Genomic DNA, 18,760 nt, shown 5'->3' with positions numbered 1-18,760 from the left:
GCTGCGGGAATGGGCTAACCGGGTCTTATGCAGGCCAAGCGCAAAGCGATGAAGGTTCCGGCCCAGAAGGCTTTGGCCACGAAGGCTTTGGCCGTTCTGGCCGCGCTTGCTCTCGTCTCGTGCACTTCGCGTGACAATTCGGCGCTGGACGTGGCCGTTATCGGCGCGCCGGACGATCCGTTCGAAAGCGGTGTGCGGCTTTCCATGGCAGGCCAGCTGGTGCGCGCCGCGACGGTCGAAGGGCTGGTGGCGTTCGACGAGGAAGGGCGGGTCATTCCCGCTCTCGCGGATCGCTGGATCGTGACCGACGATGGCCAGAGCTATATCTTCCGCCTGCGCGACGGCAACTGGGCGAACGGCGACGAGATTACCGCCGATTCGGCGCGCAAGGCGCTCACCGCGTCGCTCAAGCTGCTGGACAAGACACCGCTGGCGCTCGACCTGTCGGGTATCGACGAGATCCGGACGATGGCGAGCCGCGTCATCGAGATCCGGCTGAAACGGCCGATGCCCTATCTGCTGCAACTGCTGGCCCAGCCCGAGCTCGGCCTCTATCACGACAAGCATGGCGCCGGACCGATGACGCTGGAAAAGGCGGAAGGGCTGGCGCGGCTGACTCCGGTCGATCCCGCCAAGCTGGGCCTGCCGTCGATCGAGAACTGGGATGCCCGCACGCGGCAGATCGTCCTGCATTCCATCGCCGGCCCGGCCGCGGTCGAGAAGTTCAACAATGGCGATGTCGATCTCGTGCTCGGCGGCCGGATAGAAGACTTCCTGCTGACCCGTTCGGTGGGCATCCTGCGCGGGACGATCCAGATCGACCCCGTTGTCGGTCTGTTCGGATTGCAGGTGATGAACGACCGCGGCTTCCTGGCCGATCCCGCCAACCGCGAGGCGCTGGCGATGGCGGTCGATCGCGAGGCTCTGATCAAGCCATTCGGCGTCGGCGGCTGGTCGTCCACCACGCGGATCGTCACGCCCAGCCTGGAGGGCGATCTCGGCACGATCGGAGAGCGCTGGGCCGGGCAATCGCTGGACGAGCGGCGGCAGGTTGCCGCAGGACGGGTGCGCAGCTGGGCTTCCGGCAAGCCGGTGCAAGCGGCCGGCACGGCCCCGGCGGTTGAAGCGCCGCCTGCGGGCGCCGGGGCCGTGCCTGCCGTCAAGCTGCAGCTATGGCTTCCCGAGGGCGATGGCTCGCAAGTGCTGTTCGAAAAGCTCGCGGCGGATTTCACCACGATCGGCGTCACGCTGAGCCGGACGAAAGATGCGCAGGCCGCAGACCTGGCCCTGGTCGACGATGTGGCCCGCTATCCGCGCGCGGCGTGGTTCCTCAACCGCCTGTCCTGCGCGGCGCGCCGGGGGCTCTGCTCCCAGGAGGCCGATGCGCGCGTCGCCGAAGCCGAGAAGGCCGCCACGCCCACCGACCGGGCCGCGCTGCTGACGGAGGCCGAGGCGGAATTGACGTCCGCGAACGTCTTCATTCCCTTCGGAACGCCGATCCGCTGGTCGCTGGTACGCGGCAGCGTGAGCGGTTTCTCGCCCAATGCCTGGGGCTGGCACCCCTTGATGCCGCTGGCCTGGCTGCCCAAATAAGGTGCGGCGGCAAACGCCGGTAGAACTAAGGGTACGCATTGGCTGCAGGACAGAATTCCGCTCGCCGTATGGATTACGAGCTTCCGCTCGGCAATGATCCGGTCTCGATCCGGCGCCGCGTCGAAGCCATGGAACATGTGCTGGAACGGGCCTTTACCCTGCCCGGCACCAACCGGCAGTTCGGCCTCGATGCCCTGATCGGCCTCGTGCCGGTGGCAGGCGACGTGATCGCGGCCGCCATGGGGCTCTACCTCGTCTGGGAAGCGCGCAACCTGGGCATGTCCAAGTGGCAGCTCGCGCGCATGACGGCCAATGTCGGGTTCGATACGCTGGTCGGCGCCGTGCCGGTTGCCGGCGATCTGTTCGATTTCCTGTACCGTTCGAACAGCCGCAATCTGAAGATCATCCGCAAGCATCTCGACAAGCATCACCCGCATACGCGGGTCATCGACGGCTGATACCAAAACTCCTTGAGCTTGACTCATGGAGTTTTGGTAAGCCCGAGCGGCGCCTGAGCATTTTCCAAGTCTGATGCGTCAGCATCTCAGGGACTTGGTATGATGTCATTGGGCGGGCGGCGGATCGTTTCCATCTGAATCGTCATTGCGAGCGGCCGAAGGCCGCGCGGCCATCCAGGGCCGCACGAACCGCCCGGATGGCTTCACCCAGATGCGGGCTCGCCATGACGAAGGCTTTCAGACTATAGAAGCGGCGTGATGAAACGCTTCTGCCTTCTTTCCTGCCTGCTTGCGCTTGCCGCGTGCGGCAAGGCCGATAACGATCCGGGGCCGGGCGGGGTCACGGTAGGGGAAGCGCGCGCGCTGGACGAGGCCGCCGCCATGCTCGATGCCCGCCGTCCGCCGCAGGAAGCTCTGGAGCCCTCGGCCATGGAATGGCCCAGCGGCACCCCGGACGACGCGGCGCAATAGGGTATAGGTCTGCCGCATTTTCCCGTCAGGTGATGCCACCTGACGGCTCGGAAAATGCTCTAATCGAAGCTCACTTTGCCGCGCCCGGCCTTGACCGCGCCGCGCAGCTTCTTGCCTTTCAGGCGCTGCTCCTTGCCGATCCGGTTGAGCCGGCTCTTGGCGCGTTTTTCGGGCAGCTTGTGGGCTTCCTCCAGCAGTTCGGCGAGGCGTTCGCGGGCATCGGCGCGATTGGCTTCCTGCGTGCGGAACTTGCGCGCGGTAAGCACCAGTTCGCCGTGCGAGGTCATCCGGCTGCCCGCCAGTTCCTTGAACCGGGCGAAGACCGGCGGGGTGAGGCGCAGCGCATAGACGTTAAGCCGCAGCTGCACGGCCGTGGCCACTTTGTTGACGTTCTGCCCGCCCGGCCCGGCCGAGGCGATGAAGCTTTCGCTCGCCAGCGCCTGCGCGCGGCCGATGACGTCTTCAACCGAGGTCATGATCCGAAAAGCCGAGCGCGGTGAAATCCGCAGGCATCGGGCTTGTCGCGATGACCGGCGGCTTTTCGCCGCGCGGCACGGTCAGCCCGGCGGCGTGGAGCATGGTGCGTCCCGCTCCCTTGCCAGAATCGGCTTTTCCCGAGCCGTAAACCGGATCGCCCAGCAGCGGCGCGCCGAGGCCGGAAGCGGCATGGACGCGGATCTGGTGGGTGCGGCCGGTTTCGGGCCGGAATTCGACCAGGGTGAGGCCGTTCAGGCTGTCGAGCTTGCGCCAGTGCGTCACGGCCGGCTTGCCCTTGCGCGCCGGGATCATCCGCCAGCCGCTCTTCGCGGTGCTGACCTTGGAGAGCGAAAGCGCGATCGTGCCTTCCTCGTCGGCCAGCTCCCCTGCGACGATGCCGAGATAGCGCTTTTCGGTCAGCCGTTCCTCGAACGCGGCGGAGAAGCGCTTGAGCGCCTTGGGATTGCGCGCCAGCAGCAGGCATCCCGAAGTGTCACGGTCAAGCCGGTGCACCGGAGCCGGTGCGCGCTGGAAGCCCAGTTTCAGGTCGTCGAGGTAGTCTTCCAGACAAGGGCCGCCCGCGCGGGGCCGGTCCAGCGGCAAGCCGCCGGGCTTGTCGATGACAAGCGCCTCGCCGTCTTCGAACAGGATATCCAGTTTCATTCCGTCACCGCCTTTGCGATCCGGCGGCAGGCTTCTTCCAGCTTGGCCTCGTCGGCGGCAAAGCTGATGCGGAAGCCGTCGCGGCCGCCGAAAGCCGATGCCGGGACGATCGCCACGCCATGTTCCAGCAAGTGCAGCGCCAGCGCCTTGTCGTCCCCGAAGCGGGCCATCAGCGGCGCGGCATCGACCATGCAGTAGAACGCGCCGTCGGGCACCGGCGTTGACAGGCCGGGGATCGCGTTGATGGCCGCCACGACAAGGTCGCGCCGTTCGCGGAAGCGCTCGCACCAGCCGGTCAGGAAGTCCTGCGGCCCTTCGAAGGCGGCCACGGCAGCGGCTTGGCTGATCGAGCAGGGATTGCCCGAGGAATGCGATTGCAGGCGTTCCATCGCCTTGATCAGCCATTCCGGCCCGGCGGCGACGCCGATGCGGAAGCCGGTCATGGCATGGCTTTTCGAGACGCCGGAGATCGTGAGAATGCGGTCCGCCAGGTCCGGGCACAGGTTCGCCAGCGTGGCGTGCGGCTGGCCGGTGTAGTTGATCGGCGCGTAGATATCGTCCGAAAGCACCATGACCTTGGGGTGCCGCCGCAGCACTTCGCCGATTCCCAGCAGCATCTGCGCCGGATAGCAGGCGCCGGTGGGATTGCCGGGGCTGTTGAGCATGAGCCACTGCGTGCGCGGACCGATCTGCGCTTCGAGATCGGCGGCGGTGAAGCGGAAGGCGTCCTTCGCGTAAGTGAGGAGCGGGACCACCTTGCCACCGGCGAAGTGGATGATTTCGGGATAACTCACCCACCAGGGCGCGGGCACGATCACTTCCTCGCCTTCGCTCACCGTGGCGAGCATGGCGTGGAAGATCGCCTGCTTGCCGCCCGCGCTGACCGTCACTTGCGAAGCGGGCACCGTGATCCCGAGATCGCGCGCGAAGTGCAGCGCAGCGGCCTGTTTGAGGCGCGAAGTGCCGCCGACGGGCGTATATTTCGTCTCGCCCGCATCGAGCGCCGCCTTGGCGGCGGCCACGACATGCGGCGGCGTGTTGAAGTCCGGTTCGCCGACCGAAAGCGAGATAATGTCGCGGCCCTCCTCGCGGAGCTGGGTGGCGCGGTCGGTCATCGCCGTCGTCTGCGAGGGGGCGATGCGGGAAAGGGCAGTGGAAAGGTGCATCAGGTCAGTAACCGGGCTGGGATCAGGCCGCGCAGGGCATTGCCGATCAGGAAGCCGTCCGCGAGATCGTCGAGCGTCAGGTCGGCCTCGACGGCGCGTCCTTCCTCGATCAGCGAGCGGCGCAGCACGCCGGGCAGCAGCCCGAGGCGCGCGGGTGGAGTAAGCAGTTGGCCGTGGCGTTCGACGAACAGGTTGGTGAACGTGCCTTCGGTCACGAGCCCGTCGTCGCGCAGGAACAGCGCCTCTTGCGCACCGGCGGCTTTCGCGGCGGCAAGGCCCGCCTCGTAGAAGCCGCGGTCGCTGGTCTTGTGGGCCAGCCGCCAGTCGCCCGGATCGACCGGCATAGGCAGCACGCCGACCACGGCCGGTTCGGGCAGGCTTTCAGGCATGTCCGCCAGTTCCAGCGCGTAAGCCCCGCTGCGCGCGGCGACGAGGCGCAGCTTCGCGGGCTTGTCTGCATCGAAGCACAGCGCCTGGATGGCATTGCGCACGGCGTGGCGGTCGAACAGGAAGCCCAGCGCGGCGGCGCTCGCCTTGATCCGTTCCAGATGGAGTTCGAGCAGGGGAATGCCCTCTTCGGGCGTGAAGCGCATCGTTTCAATAAGATCGAAGCTTGCGGGCGAGGCTGGCTCTCCCGGTTGCCGCGCTTCCGATTCTCGCACGAAACCCCCTTTGATCAGGCATTCCCGCCATTCGGGAAGCGCCTCGGAATCTGCGACGATCGCCGATCCTACCCCCAGAACCGCACGGCCGCCGCCGTTGCTGCCGCCCCCGTCCTTGCCCGGAGACAGGCGCAAGGTGCGGATTGCCACATTAAAAGCCGCATCGCCAGAGGGTTCGATATGGCCGATCGATCCGCAATAGACGCCGCGCGGTCCGCTCTCGATCCCCGCGATCAGTTCCATCGCCCGGATCTTGGGCGCGCCGGTGATCGAGCCGCAGGGGAACAGCGCGCGCAGCAGGTCCACCGCGCCTTTTCCGGGCTGCAGCATGGCGTGCACGGACGAGACCATCTGGTGGATCGTCGGATAGGTCTCGATGCTGAAAGGGGCCTCGACTTCGACCGAGCCCGGATTGGCCACGCGCGAGAGATCGTTGCGCATGAGATCGAGGATCATCAGGTTTTCGGCGCGGTCCTTGGCGCTGGCCTGCAAGTCTTCGCGCAGCCGCGCATCTTCCACCGGATCGCGGCCGCGCGGGCGGGTGCCCTTCATCGGCTTGACCCGGGCGGTGCCGCCTTGCAGCGAAAAGAACAGCTCGGGCGAGAAGCTGAGGTGCCAGTGCGCGCCGTCGTGGATCACCCCGCCATACCCGGCGGCGGCGCTCGGGCGGATGGCGGCATAGAGCGCCAGCGGATCGCCGTGCCAGGGCCCGGCCAGCGGGAAGGTCAGGTTGGCCTGATAGATGTCGCCCGCCTCGATCGCATCGCGCAAGGTATCGAACATCGCTGCGTAGGCGCCGATGCCCACTTGCGGTTCGAGCGGGCCGATCGCGGGCGTGCCGGGCCCGGCTTCGGCCGCAAGCCAGCGCGGGACATCGCGGGCGGCGATGCGCTCGCAATCCGTGAAGGCGCCGAACCAGAGCAGGGGCCCGGCCGCGCCGGTCACGGCGGGCAGCAGTCGGGCGAGCCGGGGTTCGAGTGCCAGTCCCGCTTCGTAGGTCATATAGCCGGCGAGGTGATGGCCGCTGCGCGACAGGGCCGCGATCCGTTCGAGCGCGGGCAGCACCTCGCTGGCGCACGAGGCGGTGACGGTCTCCACCGGATGGCGGTAGAGCCGGGCATCGGCGGCGCCCATGGCGCGCGCATCATCGAGAAGGACGAAGGGTTCTGGCATAAGGATCGGTTCGAAACCCGCCCTTTAGCGGCGACATCGGCTGCTGGCAAAAACACTCTCGCGCTGGCGCGGCAGGGGCTCTATCACCCTTTGCAACGGTATTCGGCAAAGGCGACGGGTGGACGATGGGCGAGATATTTCTGGGGCTGGGCGGCAATGGCGAGAAGCAGGAACTGCTGCTCGGAAGGGCCAACCGCCACGGATTGATCGCGGGCGCCACCGGCACCGGCAAGACGGTGACGCTGCAGAGCATTGCCGAACAGTTTTCCGCCGCCGGTGTCCCGGTGTTCCTCGCCGACGTGAAGGGCGACCTTTCCGGCATTTCGATGGCGGGCAGCCCCACGTTCAAGCACGCCGACAAGCTGGAAAGCCGGGCGAAGGAGATCGGCCTTACCGACTATGCCTATGCCGACAATCCGGCGGTGTTCTGGGACATCTACGGCGAACAGGGGCATCCGGTGCGCACCACCATCTCGGAGATGGGGCCGCTGCTGCTCTCGCGCCTGATGGACCTCAACGAGACGCAGGAAGGCATTCTCAACATCGTCTTCCGCTTTGCCGACGAGCAGGGCCTGCTGCTGCTTGATCTGGAAGACCTGCAGTCGATGCTGGCCTATACGGCGGAGAACGCCTCGGAGCTTTCGGCCAAGTACGGCAATGTGACCAAGGCCAGCGTCGGGGCGATCCAGCGCCAGCTCCTCACGCTCGACAGCCAGGGGGCGGCGCAGTTCTTCGGCGAGCCCGCGCTGGAAATCCAGGACTTCATCCGGTGCGACGATCAGGGGCGCGGCTACATCAACGTGCTGGCCGCCGACAAGCTGATGCGCAGCCCCAAGCTCTATGCCACGTTCCTGCTCTGGCTGCTGTCCGAACTGTTCGAGGCGCTGCCCGAAGTGGGCGATCCGGAAAAGCCCAAGCTGGTGTTCTTCTTCGACGAGGCGCACTTGCTGTTCGACGATGCGCCCAAGGCGCTGGAGGACAAGGTCGAGCAGGTCGTCCGCCTGATCCGCTCGAAGGGCGTGGGCGTCTATTTCTGCACGCAGAACCCGATCGACATTCCCGAGGATATTGCCGGTCAGCTCGGCAACCGGGTGCAGCACGCGCTGCGCGCTTTCACCCCGCGCGACAAGAAGGCGATCAAGGCGGCGGCGGACACCTTCCGCATCAATCCCGATCTCGATGTCGAGGCGGCGATCACGGAACTCAAGGTGGGTGAGGCGCTGGTTTCCACGCTGGACGAGGACGGCGCGCCGACCGTGGTCGAGCGCACGCTGATCGCGCCTGCGCGCTCGCGGCTGGGGCCGGTGACGGCCAAGGAGCGCGCGATCATCCAGTCGATCAGTCCCTGCGACGGCAAGTACGATGCCCGCGTCGACCGCGAGAGCGCCGAGGAAGTGCTGGCCGCCAAGGCCGCCGATGCCTCGGCTACGGCTCAGGAAGTCGCCGAGAAGGGCGAAGAGGAAGTGCGCAAGCGCGAGCGCAAGAGCCCGAGCCTGTGGGACGGGATCGGCGGCAAGGTGGCCAAGGCCGCTGCCGGTGCGGCGGCGGCGAGCGCCGGGTCCATCCTGGCGCAGACCATCCAGGGCAAGACGAGCCGCGCCAGTCCCAAGGCTTCGGCGGCCAGCGCAGCCGCGGGGGCGGTCGGCGATACCCTGAGCAAGGCGATCGGCATCCCGGGCCTCGGCCGCTTCGCCCGCAATCTGATCGGAGGGCTGATGCGCTAGGCCCATGGGCTCATTGCGCCGCCTGATTCTGTTCACGGTCCTTTTCGCATTATGTCCGGCTGCGGCTCAGACGCAGCCGGTGCCCGCGCCCCTGGCCGGATCCGGGCACGCGGACATCACTGTCAATGCAGCGCACCCGCTGCCGCTGGGGCGGCTCGGCGATGACGTGGTGCCTCAGGCCTACCGGCTGGATCTCACGGTCGATCCCGCCGCGCCGCGGTTCTCCGGCCATGCCGAAATCGATGTGAGGCTGGCCCAGCCTGCGCGCTTCATCGACCTGCATGGGCGGGGTCTTTCCGTCTCGCGGGCGGTGGCGCTGGTGGCGGGGCAGGCCGTCACGGGGCATTGGCAGGAGCGCGATCCCAGCGGCGTCGTGAGGCTGTCCTTCGGTGAACTGCTGCCGGCCGGGCCGGTCACGCTCGTCTTCGATTACAGCGCCGCCTTCGCCGATGGCCCGGCCGGCATGTTTCATGTCGAAGTAGACCATGCCTGGTACAGCTGGACGCAGTTCGAATCGATCGACGCGCGCGCGGCCTTTCCCGGCTTCGATCAGCCGAGCTTCAAGACGCCCTTCACGATCACCCTGCGCACCCCGCCCGGCCTCACCGCGATCAGCAATGGCGCCGAGCAGGGGACCCCGGAGCTGGCGGACGGGCTTGCGGTGCACCGCTTCGCGCCCACCTTGCCGCTGCCCACTTATCTCGTGGCGATGATGGTGGGCCCTTTCGCCAGCCTTGAAGGCACCGTGCCGCCCAATGCGCTGCGGCCCGCGCCCTTGCCGGTGCGGATCGATTCGACGCGGCAGAATGCCGGCCAGCTTGCCTATGCGATGGCGGGCACGCGGGAGATCGTGGGGCTGCTCGAAGCCTACTTCGGAGAGCCATTCCCCTTCCCCAAGCTCGATCAGGTGACGACGCCGGTTCTTCCCGGAGCGATGGAGAACGCGGGCGCGGACCTTTACCGCGACGATATCCTGGTGATGGATGCGAATGCACCGGTCGTGCAGCAGCGCGATTTCGGCGTGATCGTCGGGCACGAGCTGGGGCACCAGTGGTTCGGCGATCTGGTGACGCCTGCCTGGTGGGACGACATCTGGCTGAACGAGAGCTTCGCCAACTGGATCGGCTATCGCATCGGCGACGCCTGGCGGCCCGATCTGGGCATCATGGGCGATGCCCTGAGCGAAGGCTACCGGGCGATGGAGACCGATGCCCTGCTGGCAGGACGGCCGGTGCGCCAGCCGATCGAGACCAACACCCAGATCGATTCCGCCTTCGATTCGATCACTTACGGCAAGGGCGGCCAGATCGTCGGCATGATCGCGGCCTGGCTGGGCGAGGACAAGTTCCGCGAGGGCGTGCGCCGCTACATTTCGGCGCACCGCTTCGGTGCGGCGGCGAGCGATGATTTTTTCGCGGCGCTGGCCGATGTCGCGGGCGATCCGCGGCTGGTTCCGGCGATGCGCGGTTTCGTCGAGCAGCAGGGCGTACCGCTGCTGGCGATGCGCCAGCAGGGCGACAAAGTGACGATCACCCAGCTGCGTTACACCACCGCCGGTGTCGCGACGCCGGATTCGCACTGGATCATCCCGCTGTGCCTGCGCCGGGGCGCGGCGCGCAGTTGCGTGCTGATGGACCAGCACACGCAGGCCTTCACGATTGCGGGCAAGGGTCCGGTGTTCCCCAATGCCGGCGGCACCGGCTACTATCGCTTCGAGCTGACGGCGCAGCATTGGAGCCAGCTTATCGCCGAGGCCGACAAATTGCCGGGCGGGGAGGCGCAGGCGCTGGTCGATTCGCTGTGGGCTTCGGTTCGCGCCGGGCGCGGCACGGTCGGGGAAATGGCATGGCTGGCGCGCAAGCTGATCCGCCATCCGGACCCTCATGCCGCCGACGCACCGGACAAGGCGCTGAGCCAGATGGTGCGCGAAGGGATCGTCGGCGCGCAGGGGCGCTGGGCGTTCGGGGCCTTCCGCGAACACCTCTATTGGCGCCTGTTGGGGCAGTACGGCTTCGATCCGCGCGCGGGGGCTTATGCCCGCGAAGCCCCCGCGCGCACCCAGCGGCGGGTGCAGATCGTCTCGGCGCTGCTCGGCACCGGCCGGGGCGGGGACTTGCGCAAGCAGATGAGCCGGGCTGTCTCGGTCTATCTGGCGGGCGGCAGACAGGCCCTGGACCCGGCATGGTTCGACCTTGCGCTCGACGTTTACCTGTTCGAGCGCAAGGAAGCGGCCGCGAAGGCCCTGGTGGAGCAGGCGCTGGATTCAGAGGATCCGGTGTTCCGTCCGGCCGCTCTGCGCGCCGCCGCGCGCACCGGCAGCAAGGACATGGCCGCCTGGCTTCTGGCGCTCGACGATCCCCGGCTGCGCGAAAGCGAGAAACGCGAATTTCTCGACGGGATCATGGCGCGCAGCGCGACGCGCGAACTGGGTTACGACTGGGCGCAGGCCAATGCCGGCCGGCTGCTGGCAGGCGGCGATGGCCCGTTCTTCGCGGCGCAATTGCCGAAAGCGCTCGGCCGCTTCTGCTCGGTTGCCTGGGCCGGCCGCATCGCACGCGATTTCCGGGACAGGCTGGCCGCTACGCCCGGCGCTCTGGAACTGGACCGGGCCATCGAGCGGGTGCGTAATTGCGGCCTGCTCGAAGACATGATGGGCACCCAGATCGACGAGGGATTCCGCAAACTGCGCTGATGCGCGTGCCTCAGACCGGGATTTCCAGCCGCGCGGTCAGGCCTTCGATCGCGCCGGTTGCCGAAAGCCGGTTGGTGAGCGTGAGCGCGCCGCCGTGCTGGTCGGCAATGGCACGGGCGAGCGCAAGGCCCAGCCCGGCGCCGCCGGTGGCCGAATTGCGCGAGGGATCTCCGCGCGTGAACGGGTTCATCATGTCCTCGATCGTGTCGTCGGGGATGCCCGGACCGTCGTCTTCGATCAGGACCACGGCGTTCTGGCCCTCGCGGGTCAGGGTCACGCGGGCGCATTGGCCATAGCGCAGGGCATTGCTGATGAGGTTGCGCAGGGCCCGCCGCAGCCAGGTCGGCCGCAGTTCGAGCACGATCCGCTCGGTGTCGCCGAGCTCGACCGGCTCGCCCATGTCCTCGTATTCCTCGACCACCGAGGCGACGAGGGCGGACAGTTCGGTGCGCTCGCGCGGGTCGCCGGGGCGGCCGACGCGGGCCAGTGACAGGATATCGTCGAGCGTGCGCACGATATCCTCGATCGTCGCGGCCATGCGGGCGCGTTCGTTTTCGTCCTCGACGGACTCGATCCGCACGCGCAGCGCGGTCAGCGGTGTCTTGAGATCGTGGCCGATGGCGCCCAGCATCACGTTCTTTTCATCGAGCATGGCGGCGATGCGCGCTTCCATCGCGTTGTGCGCCACGATGAGGCGATGCATGTCGTCCGGGCCGGAGGGCGTGATCTGCCCGTCGGCGTCCTGGGTTGCCGCGAAGCGTTCGACCCGGCGGGTCAGCGCGGCCAGCGGCCGGGTGATCCGGCGCAGGATCAGGGCAACCGCGCCGACCAGAACGACGTAGATCAGCAGGGTCTGCAGCATGAGCGGCATCAGCAGGATGTTCATCGCGCGCGGGGAACGCACGCGGGCAATCAGCCAGCTCTGCTGGTTCAGCGGCCGCACGCCCACCACCAGCAGGTGGCTTTTCATCAGATCGTCGATCTCGAAGCGGGCCATGTTGCGGATGGCCGCCCTGCGCAGGGCACTTTGCCGCGCGGCCGGGTCATGCGCGACCGAGCGGTGCACGATGACGATTTCCGATGGCGGAAAATTCTGGTCTGCCAGAATGCCTTCCAGGCGTTTTTCGGCATGGGAATCGCGTTGTTCGCCCTGGCTGGCCGGCGAGTGGTTGCTGAATTCGAGCGAATAGGCGCGGGGCGGCGGGCCGCCGATCGGCCCGCCCTCGGGCCCGCGATCGGGGCGTGCGAAGGTGTCCGGCCCGCGCGTGTCGGCGATCAGCCGGAAGGCCGCCACGTTGAGCATACCGGTTTCGTAGGCTTCGCGCTGCGCCTTGTAGACGAGAAACGAGCTCAGGCCCTGCACCAGCAGCAGTGCGACGGCCACGGCCAGCAGCATCTGGCCCATCAGGCTTCGGGGGCGCGGAATTCTCATTCGGGATCGAGCGGGACCCGCTTGACTTCGGTGGCCAGCATGTAGCCGCCGCCCCAGACCGTCTGGATCAGTTGCGGATTGCGGCTATCCACCTCGATCTTGCGGCGCAGGCGGCTGACCTGATTGTCGACCGCGCGGTCGAACAGGTGCGCCTCGCGGCCTTGCACCATGTCGAGCAGCCGGTCGCGGTTGAGCACCTGGCGGGGATGTTCCAGAAACGCCATGAGCAGGCGGAATTCGACCGACGAGATGGCGACAACCGCGCCTTCGGCATCGGTCAGGCGGCGCTTCAGCGGATCGAGATGCCAGCCTTCGAACACGAAAGCTTCGTTCTCAGGCACAGGCACGGCGCTGCGGGCGGCGCGACGCAGCACCGAGCGGATGCGGGCGACCAGTTCGCGCGGCTCGAACGGTTTCACGACATAATCGTCGGCGCCGATTTCGAGGCCGACGATACGATCGGTCGCTTCGCCGCGCGCCGTCAGGAAGATCACCGGAATGTCCTGCGTTTCGACCAGGTGGCGGCACAGCGACAACCCGTCCTCGCCCGGCATCATGATGTCGAGCAGGACGAGGTCGAACTTGCCGTCGCGCAGGCGGCTGCGGGCTTCGGCCGCGCTGGCCGACTGGACAACGTCGAACCCCTGGCGCGACAGATAGTCACCCAGGGGTTCGCGCAGGGCTGCCTCGTCATCGACAAGGAGCAGTTTCGAAGGGGCTGTGGCAGTATCGTTCATACGGGTATTCTTCCACACCCCTTCACCGCGGTTTGTCCAGTCACTTCTTGGCGGGCTGTGCCGCCTGCCATTGCGCCCGCATGGTCTGCCGGGCCGCCTGGCGCTCTTCCTTGGTGACTTTGCCGTCCTTGTTGGCATCCATCTCGTCGAAGTGCTTGGTGGCAGCGGCCATGAATTCGGCCTTGGTCACGGCACCGTCGTTGTTGGTGTCCGCCATCTTCAGCAGGTTCATGCCATGGCCGGGGCCGCGCATGGCATTCCGGCCATGCTTGCCGGGACCGTCACGGCCCGGACCGCCCGGAGGGCAACCCTCCATGCCGGGGCCACCACCCTTGCCGGGGCCGTTCATGCCCTGAGGCGGCGGGGGCGGACCATTGCCATCCGGCATTCCGGCACCGTCCGGCATACCGGGGCCATCCATGCCCGGCGGCGGGGGCGGCGGGCCATCGCCATCCGGTGCGCCCGGGCCGCGCGGGCCGGGGCCTTGCGGAGCCTTGGCGGCCATGAATTCCTGCTTGGAAATCATGCCATCGTTGTTGGTGTCGAGCTTCGCAAACATCTCGGCGCGCCGCGTGGTCTGCTGCGCATCGCGGTCTGCCTGGTCGATCTTGCCGTCCTTGTTGACGTCGAGCCTGGTGAACATCTCCTCGGCGGCCTTCTGCGCCTCGGCGCGGGTGATCACGCCGTCCTTGTTGGCGTCCATGAAGGGCTTTGCCGGGGCATTCTGCTGAGCATAGGCAATTCCGCCAACCGCAAGCGCGGCAACCGAAAGGCCGAGCGTGATTTTCTTCATTGCAGTCTTCATTGTCATCTCACTCCCGAAGGGAAAGGATGAGAGCCGCAGGACTGGGGAAGGGAGGGGGAGGGCGCCCCGCGGCTCTCTGAGATCCTTTCTAGGGCGCGCTTGTCGCTCAGATATGCCGGGACGCCCGTTTATTGTCGTCAATTGTCACAGCCGCGCGCAGCCGTTCATGGGCAGGCAAACTGGATGAACACCCGTTCAACGCGGACGGCCCTGCGGGCCTTTTCCGGCCGTCATGAACAGCGCCGTGGCCGCTCGCGCAATGTCCGCGGTGTGCCACACGCCGGCCGGCTGCACTGTGGCCCGCGCGCCGTGCCGGTCATGGCGCGGCCGGAATGCAGAAGGCGTTCAGCTTGTTGCCGTCGGGATCGCGGAAATAGCCGGCATAGAACCCTTCGCCGCGCGGTCCCGGAGGGCCTTCGCAAGTGCCGCCCTGGGCGAGGGCGATGTCATAGATACGCTGCACTTGCGCTTCGTCCTTGGCTTCGAGCGCAACCATGACGCCGTTGCCGACTGTGGCCGGCTTGCCGTCGAAGGGTTTTGTCAGGCCGATTCCGGCCCCGCCGCCCGGCACGCCCCAGGCAATGAACTGTTCGTTTTCCATCATCCGGCCCACGCCCAGTTCACCGCAGACGGCGTCGTAGAACGCCGCGCCGCGGTCCCGGTCATTGGTTCCCAATGTCACGTAGCCAATCATGTCCTCTCCTCCTGCGAGTCGCATCGAGGATTGGAACATTACAGGAACAAAAAACCCTTCACAAGGGCGTGCACTGGGCCTCCAGCCAAGCCTTGCCTTCGCCTTCGAGCTGCGGGCCGACCACTTCGAGAACGCGCGCGTGATAGGTGTTCCACCATTCGACCTCGAAGCGGGTGAGCAGGCTGCAATCGACCAGACGGCGCTCGATCGGCACGTGGGTCAGCGTTTCGAAGCCGTAGTATTCGCCTTCCGCCCCAGCGATCGTGCGCGGCTCGACGAGGATGAGGTTCTCGATGCGGATGCCGAATTCGCCCGCCTTGTAGTAGCCTGGCTCGTTCGAGAGGAACATGCCGGGGATCAGCGCCTGATCCGAGCCTGCCTGCCCGCCGGCCGACTTGGCAATGCGCTGCGGGCCTTCGTGGACCGAGAGGAAGCTGCCGACGCCGTGGCCGGTGCCGTGGGCATAATCGACCCCGGCCTGCCACAGGGCATAGCGCGCCAGCACGTCGAGCTGGCTGCCGGTGGTGCCCTTGGGGAACACCGCCATGGCCAGTGCGATATGGCCCTTGAGCACGCGGGTGAAGCGGTCCTTCACTTCGGCGCCCGGCTCGCCCGGTCCGATCCACACAGTGCGGGTGATGTCGGTGGTGCCGTCGGGATACTGGCCGCCCGAGTCCACGAGATAGACCGAGTTGGGCTGCAGCGTCAGGCTGGTCTCGTCGGTGACGCGGTAGTGGCAGATCGCCGCATTCGGCCCCGCGCCCGAGATCGTGTCGAACGAGAGGTCTCGCAAGTCGCCGCAGGCCTTGCGGAACATTTCGAGGCGGTCGGCGGCGGAGACTTCGGTCACTTCGCCCTTGGGGCCTTCCACCGAGAGCCAGTGCAGGAACCGGGAGACGGCGCCGCCGTCGCGGGCCTGCGCGTCGCGGTGGCCCTGCTGTTCGACCGGGTTCTTGACCGCCTTGGGCAGCACCGTGGGATCGTGCTCCTCGACCACGGTGGCGCCGGCCTGCTTCAGCACGTCGAAAATGGCGCTGACCGCGTGATCCGGGTCCACCGCGACGCGCTTGCCCGCGAGGGCTTCCAGCCCGGGCACGAAGGCATCGCGCGGCTGGATGGTCACGGCATTGCCGAGGTGCTGGCGCAGTTCGGGCGTGACCTTCTCTTCGGCGATGAACAGGTCCGCCGTGCCGTCCGCCTTCGCGATCACGTAGGACAGCGCGACCGGCGTGCGCTCCACGTCGGTGCCGCGGATGTTGAGCAGCCAGGCGATCGAATCGAGCGCGGTGATGACAGTGGCGTCGAGGGACTTGCCGGCCAGCCATTCGGAGACCATCGCGCGCTTGGCCTCGCTGGTTTCGCCTGCGAGTTCGCTGGGGTGCACCAGAGCAGGCGCGGGCGAGGGGGCGGGCTGATCTTCCCAGATCGCGTCGATCGGGTTGCTGTCCACGGCCACCAGCTTGCCGCCTTTGGCAGCGAGCGCCTTGCCGGTGGTATCGGCCCATTTCGCGCCGTGCAGCCAGGCGTCGTAGCCGATCACGGCACCTTCAGGCGCGCGGGCTTCGAGCCACTTGGCGGGGCTGCTTTGCGGCGTGCCTTCATAGGCATAGAGCCGCCCGTCGACCTGATCGCGCACCTGGATGGTGTAGCGCCCGTCGACGAAGATCGCCGCCGACGGTTCGAGCGTGGGATCGGTCAGCACCACCACGGTGCCCGCCGAACCGCCAAAGCCCGTCAGCCAGGCGAGGCGCTGGGCATAGGCGCCGACATATTCGCTCATGTGCTCGTCGGAAATCGGGATCACGAAGCCATCAAGGCCGCGCGATTTCAGTTCCTTGCGCAGGGCATCGAGGCGGGCTTCATGTGTATTCATCAGCATGTCTGGGGTATCCGGCTTGCGGGGGGCATCAATGCTACATAGATGCGAGCCATGGCAGATTCCACCCCGACCCTTTCCGGTCCCCCGCAGGCGGCGAAAAAGCCGCATTCCTTCACCCGTCACGATCTGACCGTCACGGACGAATATGCCTGGATGCGCGATCCCGGATATCCGGAAGTCACCGACAAGGAAGTGCTGACGCATCTCGAAGCGGAAAATGCCTGGTTCGAGGCGCGGATGAAGCCGCATCAGGCGCGGATCGACGCGCTGTTCACCGAAATGCGCGGCCGCATCAAGGAAGCGGACAAATCGGTGCCGCAGAAGGACGGCGACTGGCTCTACTGGATCGAGTTCGAGGAAGGCGCCGAATACAAGAAGTGGTGGCGCAAACCGGTCGCTGGGGGCCCCGATGAGCTGATGCTTGACGAAGTGGCGCTGGCCGAAGGCAAGGACTACTTCCGCCTCGGCGCTATCTCCGTCAGCGCCAATGGCAAGCTGCTGGCCTATGCAGTGGACGACAACGGCTCGGAGCGCTTCACCGCGCGGATCAAGAACCTCGAAACCGGCGAGCTGCTGGCCGACGAAATTCCCGGCACGCTCTCCAGCCTCGTCTGGGTCGCTCAGGACAAGGGCCTCGTCTATTCGCTCGCCAACGAGCAGTGGCGCACCGACAATGCCCGTCTCCACTGGCTGGGCGAGCCGCTGGAGAAGGACGTCGAGCTTTACCATGAGGATGACGATGGCTTCCGCGTCGGCTCCTCGCTTTCCTCGAACGAGAAGTGGCTGATTATCGGCGCCAGCGACCACGAGACCAGCGAAGCGCGGCTGGTCTTGGCGGACGATCCGCTGGGCGAGCAGATCCTCGTCAAGGCGCGCGCCAAGGGCGTGGAATACGACGTGGATGAGCGCGAGGGCGTGCTCTACATCCACACCAACGACACTCACGAGAACTTCCGCCTCGCCACCGCGCCGCTGGACAATCCCGGTGCATGGACGACGCTGATCGAGGGTTCGGATCAATTCTACCTGACCGGCGTCGACCTGTTCCGCGATTTCTACGTGATCGAGGGCCGCGTGCGCGGGCTCGACCGGATCGAGGTGCGCTATTACGACGATCCCGCCCGGATCGAGCCGATCGAATTTCCCGAGGCGAGCTTTTCGGCGGGGCTTTCGAACAATCCCGAATGGCACATGGAAAAGCTTCGGCTGTCCTACGAATCGATGGTCATGCCCAGCTCGGTGCTCGATTACGATGTCGCCGCGCGCACCATGGAAACGCTCAAGGTGCAGGAAATCCCCTCGGGCTACGATGCCTCGCTCTATGCGACCGAGCGGCTGGAGATCACCGCGCGCGATGGCACCGCGATTCCGGTGAGCATCGTTTACCGCAAGGATCGCCCAAAGGGAGAGGACGCCGCAGGGCCGCTCTATCTCTACGGCTATGGCGCTTACGGCATTGCGATCGATCCCGGCTTCTCGACCGCGCGTCTCAGCCTGGTCGATCGCGGTTTCGCTTATGCCATTGCCCATATCCGCGGCGGCGACGACATGGGCCGCGCCTGGTACAAGGCGGGCAAGCTGGAGCAGCGCACCAATACCTTCAACGACTTCGTGGACTGCGCGAAGGGCCTGATCGAGCGCGGTTTCACCACCGAGGGCAAGATCGCCATCGCCGGCGGCTCGGCGGGCGGCGAACTGATGGGCGCGGTGATCAATTCCGATCCGCACTTGTGGGGCGCGGTGGTGGCGCATGTGCCGTTCGTCGACGTGCTCAACACCATGCTCGACGAGACCCTGCCGCTGACGCCGGGCGAATGGCCCGAATGGGGCAACCCGATCGAGGACAAGGCCGCCTTCGAGCATATCCTGAGCTACAGCCCTTATGACCAGATCAAGGCGCAGGCCTATCCGCCGCTGATGGTCACCGCTGGGCTTAACGACCCGCGCGTGACCTATTGGGAACCGGCCAAGTGGGTGGCGAAGCTGCGCGAGCTGAAGACCGATGACAACGAGCTGATCTTCAAGACCAACATGGGCGCGGGCCACGGCGGCAAGTCCGGCCGGTTCGAGAGCCTGAAGGAAACCGCGGAGGAATTCGCGTTTATCCTCTGGCAACTGGGCGTGGAGGGGTGAA

The 18,760-nt window shown here is 66.7% G+C and carries 15 protein-coding genes; 6 read left to right on the top strand and 9 right to left on the bottom strand.

Annotated features, from left to right (window positions below):
* Positions 1-27: 27 nt before the first annotated feature.
* The 3 genes from NN5_RS13035 to NN5_RS13025 all read left to right on the top strand — a co-directional run bounded on the left by NN5_RS13035 (position 28) and on the right by NN5_RS13025 (position 2,522).
* On the top strand, positions 28-1,593 hold the full coding sequence (locus NN5_RS13035; protein WP_245656466.1) for an ABC transporter substrate-binding protein: 1,566 nt from the start codon (positions 28-30) through the stop codon (positions 1,591-1,593).
* A 68-nt stretch (positions 1,594-1,661) separates the two neighbouring features.
* Positions 1,662-2,051 (top strand): DUF4112 domain-containing protein, encoded by a 390-nt coding sequence (locus NN5_RS13030; protein ID WP_084384911.1) that lies wholly within the window; start codon positions 1,662-1,664, stop codon positions 2,049-2,051.
* A 258-nt stretch (positions 2,052-2,309) separates the two neighbouring features.
* On the top strand, positions 2,310-2,522 hold the full coding sequence (locus NN5_RS13025) for a hypothetical protein (RefSeq protein WP_067734541.1): 213 nt from the start codon (positions 2,310-2,312) through the stop codon (positions 2,520-2,522).
* Between the two features lie 59 nt (positions 2,523-2,581).
* On the opposite strand, the gene arfB is transcribed toward NN5_RS13025, so the two are convergent.
* From arfB to pabB, 4 genes are read right to left on the bottom strand one after another with little or no spacing between them, the layout of a single operon-like run.
* Positions 2,582-2,998 carry an alternative ribosome rescue aminoacyl-tRNA hydrolase ArfB gene (arfB, locus tag NN5_RS13020; RefSeq protein WP_067734540.1) on the bottom strand — a complete coding sequence of 139 codons (417 nt, stop codon included), beginning with the start codon at positions 2,996-2,998 and terminating at the stop codon, positions 2,582-2,584.
* Complete coding sequence (locus tag NN5_RS13015) at positions 2,985-3,662, bottom strand: RluA family pseudouridine synthase (RefSeq protein ID WP_067734539.1); 678 nt, start codon at positions 3,660-3,662, stop codon at positions 2,985-2,987. The genes arfB and NN5_RS13015 overlap by 14 nt, the downstream gene beginning before the upstream one ends.
* Positions 3,659-4,828 carry a pyridoxal phosphate-dependent aminotransferase gene (locus NN5_RS13010; protein ID WP_067734538.1) on the bottom strand — a complete coding sequence of 390 codons (1,170 nt, stop codon included), beginning with the start codon at positions 4,826-4,828 and terminating at the stop codon, positions 3,659-3,661. Before NN5_RS13010 ends, NN5_RS13015 begins: the two co-directional genes overlap by 4 nt.
* Entirely contained in the window at positions 4,828-6,663 is a 1,836-nt protein-coding gene (gene pabB / locus NN5_RS13005) for an aminodeoxychorismate synthase component I (protein ID WP_067734537.1), read from the bottom strand. Before pabB ends, NN5_RS13010 begins: the two co-directional genes overlap by 1 nt.
* A gap of 125 nt (positions 6,664-6,788) precedes the next feature.
* Between pabB and NN5_RS13000 the strand changes: the two genes are divergently transcribed.
* Together NN5_RS13000 and NN5_RS12995 are read left to right on the top strand one after the other, a co-directional pair.
* Positions 6,789-8,387, top strand: coding sequence for a helicase HerA-like domain-containing protein (locus NN5_RS13000; RefSeq protein WP_067734536.1), 1,599 nt, complete (start codon positions 6,789-6,791; stop codon positions 8,385-8,387).
* Between the two features lie 79 nt (positions 8,388-8,466).
* Positions 8,467-11,079 carry a M1 family metallopeptidase gene (locus NN5_RS12995; RefSeq protein WP_067734555.1) on the top strand — a complete coding sequence of 871 codons (2,613 nt, stop codon included), beginning with the start codon at positions 8,467-8,469 and terminating at the stop codon, positions 11,077-11,079.
* A gap of 10 nt (positions 11,080-11,089) precedes the next feature.
* Here NN5_RS12995 and NN5_RS12990 read toward each other — a convergent pair whose 3' ends face one another.
* The 5 genes from NN5_RS12990 to NN5_RS12970 form a co-directional block, all read right to left on the bottom strand.
* A complete protein-coding gene (locus NN5_RS12990) occupies positions 11,090-12,511 on the bottom strand; it encodes an ATP-binding protein (RefSeq protein WP_067734535.1) in 1,422 nt (473 codons plus the stop codon).
* The gene (locus NN5_RS12985; protein WP_067734534.1) at positions 12,508-13,248 is read right to left on the bottom strand and encodes a response regulator; all 741 of its coding nucleotides are present in this window, start codon (positions 13,246-13,248) and stop codon (positions 12,508-12,510) included. Before NN5_RS12985 ends, NN5_RS12990 begins: the two co-directional genes overlap by 4 nt.
* A gap of 40 nt (positions 13,249-13,288) precedes the next feature.
* A complete protein-coding gene (locus NN5_RS12980) occupies positions 13,289-14,041 on the bottom strand; it encodes an EF-hand domain-containing protein (RefSeq protein WP_245656464.1) in 753 nt (250 codons plus the stop codon).
* 328 nt (positions 14,042-14,369) lie between these two features.
* Complete coding sequence (locus tag NN5_RS12975; RefSeq protein ID WP_067734532.1) at positions 14,370-14,747, bottom strand: VOC family protein; 378 nt, start codon at positions 14,745-14,747, stop codon at positions 14,370-14,372.
* A 58-nt stretch (positions 14,748-14,805) separates the two neighbouring features.
* Complete coding sequence (locus NN5_RS12970) at positions 14,806-16,626, bottom strand: aminopeptidase P family protein (RefSeq protein WP_067734531.1); 1,821 nt, start codon at positions 16,624-16,626, stop codon at positions 14,806-14,808.
* Positions 16,627-16,668: 42 nt separating this feature from the next.
* Between NN5_RS12970 and NN5_RS12965 the strand changes: the two genes are divergently transcribed.
* A complete protein-coding gene (locus NN5_RS12965) occupies positions 16,669-18,759 on the top strand; it encodes a S9 family peptidase (protein ID WP_067734530.1) in 2,091 nt (696 codons plus the stop codon).
* Position 18,760: the final 1 nt, after the last annotated feature.

This window comes from Novosphingobium naphthalenivorans NBRC 102051, assembly GCF_001590985.1.
In the GTDB taxonomy this organism is placed as follows: domain Bacteria; phylum Pseudomonadota; class Alphaproteobacteria; order Sphingomonadales; family Sphingomonadaceae; genus Novosphingobium; species Novosphingobium naphthalenivorans.
The sequence above is the reverse complement of the archived record's forward strand: the minus strand, read 5'-3'. Positions and strand labels throughout refer to the sequence as shown.

Coding starts and splice junctions, on each gene's coding strand:
- NN5_RS13035 (WP_245656466.1), top strand. CDS start 28: ATGCAGGCCAAGCGCAAAGCGATGAAGGTTCCGGCCCAGAAGGCTTTG.
- NN5_RS13030 (WP_084384911.1), top strand. CDS start 1,662: ATGGATTACGAGCTTCCGCTCGGCAATGATCCGGTCTCGATCCGGCGC.
- NN5_RS13025 (WP_067734541.1), top strand. CDS start 2,310: ATGAAACGCTTCTGCCTTCTTTCCTGCCTGCTTGCGCTTGCCGCGTGC.
- arfB (WP_067734540.1), bottom strand. CDS start 2,998: ATGACCTCGGTTGAAGACGTCATCGGCCGCGCGCAGGCGCTGGCGAGC.
- NN5_RS13015 (WP_067734539.1), bottom strand. CDS start 3,662: ATGAAACTGGATATCCTGTTCGAAGACGGCGAGGCGCTTGTCATCGAC.
- NN5_RS13010 (WP_067734538.1), bottom strand. CDS start 4,828: ATGCACCTTTCCACTGCCCTTTCCCGCATCGCCCCCTCGCAGACGACG.
- pabB (WP_067734537.1), bottom strand. CDS start 6,663: ATGCCAGAACCCTTCGTCCTTCTCGATGATGCGCGCGCCATGGGCGCC.
- NN5_RS13000 (WP_067734536.1), top strand. CDS start 6,789: ATGGGCGAGATATTTCTGGGGCTGGGCGGCAATGGCGAGAAGCAGGAA.
- NN5_RS12990 (WP_067734535.1), bottom strand. CDS start 12,511: ATGAGAATTCCGCGCCCCCGAAGCCTGATGGGCCAGATGCTGCTGGCC.
- NN5_RS12985 (WP_067734534.1), bottom strand. CDS start 13,248: ATGAACGATACTGCCACAGCCCCTTCGAAACTGCTCCTTGTCGATGAC.
- NN5_RS12980 (WP_245656464.1), bottom strand. CDS start 14,041: ATGAAGAAAATCACGCTCGGCCTTTCGGTTGCCGCGCTTGCGGTTGGC.
- NN5_RS12975 (WP_067734532.1), bottom strand. CDS start 14,747: ATGATTGGCTACGTGACATTGGGAACCAATGACCGGGACCGCGGCGCG.
- NN5_RS12970 (WP_067734531.1), bottom strand. CDS start 16,626: ATGCTGATGAATACACATGAAGCCCGCCTCGATGCCCTGCGCAAGGAA.
- NN5_RS12965 (WP_067734530.1), top strand. CDS start 16,669: ATGCGAGCCATGGCAGATTCCACCCCGACCCTTTCCGGTCCCCCGCAG.